The 4,992-nt window shown below is 65.6% G+C and carries 5 protein-coding genes and 2 pseudogenes; 3 read left to right on the plus strand and 4 right to left on the minus strand.

What is annotated here, in order from left to right; all coding sequences use genetic code 11:
* Window positions 1-92: 92 nt before the first annotated feature.
* The 3 genes and pseudogenes from BUB97_RS25175 to BUB97_RS25190 form a co-directional block, all read right to left on the minus strand.
* Window positions 93-1,015: pseudogene (locus BUB97_RS25175) on the minus strand (IS3 family transposase); the annotation flags it as partial.
* A gap of 197 nt (window positions 1,016-1,212) precedes the next feature.
* Window positions 1,213-1,366 (minus strand): annotated as a pseudogene (locus tag BUB97_RS27535) (IS30 family transposase); the annotation flags it as partial.
* Between the two features lie 114 nt (window positions 1,367-1,480).
* Window positions 1,481-2,662 carry an acyl-CoA dehydrogenase family protein gene (locus BUB97_RS25190; protein WP_073140655.1) on the minus strand — a complete coding sequence of 394 codons (1,182 nt, stop codon included), beginning with the start codon at window positions 2,660-2,662 and terminating at the stop codon, window positions 1,481-1,483.
* 79 nt (window positions 2,663-2,741) lie between these two features.
* Between BUB97_RS25190 and BUB97_RS25195 the strand changes: the two genes are divergently transcribed.
* Entirely contained in the window at window positions 2,742-2,969 is a 228-nt protein-coding gene (locus tag BUB97_RS25195; protein WP_073140658.1) for a BrnA antitoxin family protein, read from the plus strand.
* A gap of 553 nt (window positions 2,970-3,522) precedes the next feature.
* Window positions 3,523-3,717 (plus strand): hypothetical protein, encoded by a 195-nt coding sequence (locus tag BUB97_RS25205; RefSeq protein WP_073140664.1) that lies wholly within the window; start codon window positions 3,523-3,525, stop codon window positions 3,715-3,717.
* Here BUB97_RS25205 and BUB97_RS25210 read toward each other — a convergent pair whose 3' ends face one another.
* Entirely contained in the window at window positions 3,718-4,032 is a 315-nt protein-coding gene (locus BUB97_RS25210) for a mechanosensitive ion channel domain-containing protein (RefSeq protein ID WP_073140666.1), read from the minus strand.
* A gap of 597 nt (window positions 4,033-4,629) precedes the next feature.
* Here BUB97_RS25210 and BUB97_RS25215 point away from each other — a divergent pair.
* Window positions 4,630-4,917: a hypothetical protein gene (locus BUB97_RS25215; RefSeq protein WP_073140669.1), complete on the plus strand. Its 288-nt coding sequence runs from the start codon at window positions 4,630-4,632 to the stop codon at window positions 4,915-4,917.
* The last annotated feature ends 75 nt before the right edge of the window (window positions 4,918-4,992 follow it).

The following is a 4,992-nucleotide window of genomic DNA, read 5'->3' on the forward strand; positions in this document are numbered from 1 at the left end:
CCCGACCATCCGGCCGGGGAGGTGAACAGACACGGGTCATTTCTCGGCGAAAACTTCGGCTCCTACAGGGTCAGCTCTCAGTGCAAATCAACACCCCTGCCATCCATGCTGATGGCGATGTCGGCCTTGAGCAGCACTTCGGTGAAAGCCTGGCTGGTGAATTGCGACCCTTGATCCGTATTGAAGATGTCGGGCCGGCCATGCTTGACCATTGCCTCCTCCAGTGCCTCGACGCAGAACGTTGCCTCCATGCTGATCGGCACCCGCCAGGACAGGACCCGGCGGCTGAACCAGTCGAGCACGGCGGCGAGATAGACGAAGCCGCGAGCCATCGGCACGTAGGTGATGTCCATGGCCCAGACCTGGTTCGGGCGCTCGATCCTCATCCCGCGCAGCAGATACGGGTAGATCTTGTGGCCCGGCGCCGGCTTTGACGTGTTCGGCTTGCGGTAGATCGCCTCGATGCCCATGCGCTTCATCAGCGTCGCAGCATGGCATCGGCCGATCTCGACGCCTTCCTTGTTCAGAAGATCACGCAGCATCCGGCTCCCCGCGAATGGAAAATCCAGGTGCAGCTCATCCATCCGGCGCATGACCGCGAGATCGGCCGCCGGCACCGGTCGTGGCAGGTAGTAGACGCTGCCCCGGCTGATCCCGAGGAGGCTCGCCTGCCTGGCGACGGGAAGGGCGTGCTCGCGGTCGATCATCGCTTTGCGCTCAGCAGGCCGGCTTTGCTGAGCGCGCCGGACAAAAAATCATTGCTGAGCGTCAGCTCGCCAATCTTGGCGTGAAGCGTCTTGACGTCCACCGCCGGCGTGGCCGGGTCCGATTTCGCCTCGGAACCAAACACCCCGGCAGCTCCCTCCAGGAGCTGGGTCTTCCAGGTCGTGATCTGGTTCGGGTGTACGTCAAACTGCTGGGCCAGCTCGGCCAGCGTCTTCTCGCCCTTCACGGCAGCCAACGCCACCTTCGCCTTGAAGGCCGGAGAATGGTTCCGCCGAGGTCGCTTGCTCATCGTCTCTCCTAACCTGCGGCCATCCTGGCCGCCGTCAGGCAGAAACTCCACTCATCCAACCTGTTCAGATTCCCTGGGCCACTTCTCTGGAACAGCGCGGTCTTCAATTTCGGATGGGCGTTCACGGATCGACACGGCGTCGATGATTTGCCCTCTGGGTTGTCCTTCCGTTGTGGAAGTCTTGGCACGACGCATCAGGCGACGGCTCCGGAGTGTCGCCAGCAGTTCTCTTTTCAGGACGCCGCGAGCCTGAATGAACAGGCTCCTGTAGATGGTTTCGTGCGACACCCGCATGGCCTCGTCGTCAGGATATGCCGCCTCAAGCCAGCCGGACACCTGCTGGGGCGACCAATGCTGCGACAGCTTCTCCGCCACCACGGCCTGCAGGGACCGGTTGGTGGCCAACAAGCACGGCTTGGGGCGGCGCGCTTGCTGCCAACTCCGGCTGTCCTGAAAGTACCACCGTCACAGAATTGGCGTGCCGGGCTCCAATCCGAGCATCACGCGGCCCCCAGTCTCGAAGTTGCCGCTTTGGATCTGGATGTGCTGCGCTGCCGCATGTGCGTCCCGGAAACAGCGCTGCAGGAGGCAGTTTTCGTAAACCGATGTCCCCCCTCCGGCGTCGTAGGTGGTCTGGACCACGACCTTTGCGGTTTCCGCGACCTGGGCGCAGGCCAGCCGCACCAAAGCTCGTTGCTCGAGGGAGAGTGACGTACCGGCCGATGTGGCACTCCAGGCCTGATCGCAAGCTTCGAGCAGGAAAGCCCGGGCCGCGCGCAGCGACGCTTCCGCACGCCCGACCGCTGCCTGGATCACGGGCCTGTCGCGCAGCAGCGCCGAGCCGGTCCGAGGGGTTTTAGCGGCGCCCAGTTCTCGGAGGCTATCGAGGGCGGCGCGCGCAATGCCAAGCGGCACTGCGGCGATGGTAACCCCGAAGGCGGTGTGAAAAGGTAGAGCATAGAGCGGGTCCGGGAGCAGTGGCGAATGGCCCGTGCGTGACACGGTGTGGGAGTCGGGCACGAACAAGTCGGCGACGCGGTAGTCATGGCTTCCAGTGCCGCGCAGGCCGCCGACCTCCCAGGTGTCGATGACCTCCGCCGCGGCAGTCGGGAAGAACACGATCTTAGCGTCGGGCGCGCCATCCGGCCTGCGGCGGGGCGTGTCGCCGTCGAGCACGACACAGCCCCCGAGTACCCAGTTGCTGTGCATGATGCCGCTGCCATAGGGCCAGCGACCGGTCACGCTGTACCCGCCTGGCACCGACACAGCCTTGCCAAGGGGGCCCATATTTCCGGCCACCACCGCCCGTTCCTCCACGAAGATGCGACGCGCAACGGCTTCGGGCAGGAAGCCCGAAAAGCGAGCGTAACCGCCGCCATTCGTGACGCACCAAGCGACCGAGGCGTCCGATCGCGCCAGCGCTTCGACAACCTGCACGAAGTCGGTCAGGCTCAGTTCCGGGCCGCCAAAGCCCCTGGCCAGCCAGAGAGAAAAAAAGCCGAGTTCCCGAAGTCTCTCGACCAGCGGCATCGGCAGCCGGCGGTCCCGCTCGATCTGATTCCGCATCTCGATGATACCGGGGCTGAGATCAGCGGCCGCCTGGATCAGCCGTGCCGCCTCTGACCCATAGGTCCCACAGATTGGCATGGCTGATTTCCTGCTGGAAACTCATCTCGAACGGTTTACGATCCGCGTGCCACGGCCGCCGCTGCAAGGGAAATCGGGTTTGCCTGACCCCGACGACCCGCCGGAGCTGACCCCCGAGTTCTTCGCCCGGGCCGAGATCCGGGAGGGGGACAAGGTGATCCGGCGTGGGCGCCCGAAAGCCGCGGCCACGAAGAAGCTCGTCTCTCTTCGCCTGGACGCGGACGTGCTGGACCGGCTGCGCGCCTCAGGCCCGGGATGGCAGGGGCGCGCCAATGCGGCCCTACGGCGGCTCGTGGACGAGAGCTAGGGGCTGCACGGGAGCCGCGTGACCCGCACCTCCCCACATCCGCGCTCGCGGCGCGTGACCGTGCCCTGCTGCACATCGGCTTTGGAGCCGCATAGCGCCCGAGCAAGCTCGCGGAGCCGCCCTCGACGGCGTGGAAGTCGTCCCCGGCCGAGGTCTCCGCGTCCTCGTGCGGCGCACCAAAACCGACCAGCGCGGCTCGGGTCAGGAGGTCACGGTTTGTGCGAACCCCGTCGAGCCCATTGTCTGCCCCCTGGCCGCATGTTGCAGCACAGCAGCTTTCGCGCCCGAGAGGCGTTCGATAGGTCTCCGACTTCAGGGACCACTGACACAATGCTGAGCGAGGAATGCCTGTTCGTCCGACTCTCGGACTACCTGGAGCAGCGCCGGAACATGCCGGTGGACGCGTCGTCCGACAGAGCTGAGGCCGATGCTCGGACGACCGACGAGGATGCCGAGCGTCGTTAGCGCCGGACCTGGAGGACATCCACGTCCGGAGTAAGCTCCTCCCCTCCACGCGTTCTCCCTCTTCTCGGATGGTGCGGGCGGGAGAGCGTTGCTCGGCCTGATCGAAATCCGGCCGGCCCGGGTGGCGTATCGCGCTTACATCACGGCAGCGGGTCTTTCTGCCCTGCGGCGCCTCATGCTGGACCACCAGGCGACGGACCCGGCGAGCCTTGCGCATATGCGCCAGGAACTCGGGCTCGACACCACGGAGGCCTCAGTCGCGGAAGGAGTGCGGCGGAGGTGACTATTTCAGCCGGATGACGTTCGAGGAAGCGTGGGGCTCCTTCCCAGCAGCTGTGACCCTCGACAGGAGCGACGGCGAGACATTCCACTGGCGTCCATCGTCGGTGACGATCGTGACCGTCCTGCGATTATAGCGCGTCAGCATGCCCTCGACCGTGCCCCGCCCGTCGCCTTGGAAGGTGACCCGGTCACCAACCCTGAACTCCAGCATCTGCTTGTGGGCCCGCATGTGCTGCAGGAAGCGGAGGCGCTCCACGATGCGCCGATTCAGGTCGACCAGCTCGTCTTCGCTCAGGGTGTCAATGTTGATCGTCATCGGGCTGCGTCGTCCGCGCTGCGAGGAGCGGCAGCTTAGGATAGCCTGTGCATCCTGACCAAGCTGTCTCCAGGATCGGATGAACCTCGACATCCCAAGGCTCTGCGATGTCCTCCGGCTGCTCAAGCGGCCCCAGGACAACGCAAACCCGTGTCTCCCATTCCTGATCACACCTTCGCGCCGGCAATCTTCGGGGCTGGTCCAGCAGGGCCGATCCGCTAGGAAGCCCGGATGGATCATGCCGTTGATTTCCGCTCCGACCCGCTGACCAAGCGAGACAGTTACCTGCGCATCGAGAGGGTCGGGAAGCCGACCGCGCCTTGGCTGTGGAAGGTCTACTCAGTAGATGGCGACGTTCTCAGCCAATCTCGGCTGGGTTATCGCTGCGCCGAGGACGCACTGAAGGTTGGGGAGGTGTTCCTTCGCAGGATGCGGTCAGGCCCGGGCAACTCACGTGGGGTTCCAGGACGCTAGCGGCCGCGGGCGCTTCACCCCCTTTCTGAAATACCTCCCAGATCGGCGCGGCTATTCCTTGGATCCCGTCCATTCCATCCGTTAGATCTTCAGCGGACGGAACATGGCAGCCTAGGCTGCCCCATGGACGCCAGCAAGACGCCTCCCCTGCCCCAGCCGCCTCCTCCGCCCGGATCCCTGGTCCTGCACACCAGTCTGCTGGGCGACCTCTGCGTTCCCGGCGCCGCCGCCCATGCCGCGGAGCTGCGGGAGCTCTCCGCCCGCGCCGCCGTCTATGCCACCCGCGCCCGCGGCGAGGGCACCCGCCGCGCCTACCGCTCGGCCTGGGGGGCCTACGAGGCTTGGTGCACGTCGCTCGGCCGCGAGCCCCTCGCGGGCGACCCCGACACCCTGGCTGTTGAGTTTCGCTGAGAACTGACCCGGGGTTTTCATCGAGAACTGACCCGTGCGGGGATATGTCCCGCGGGCTGTGGCCGCGGGTCAAGC

Source organism: Muricoccus roseus (assembly GCF_900141905.1).
Classification (GTDB): Bacteria; Pseudomonadota; Alphaproteobacteria; order Acetobacterales; family Acetobacteraceae; genus Roseomonas; species Roseomonas rosea.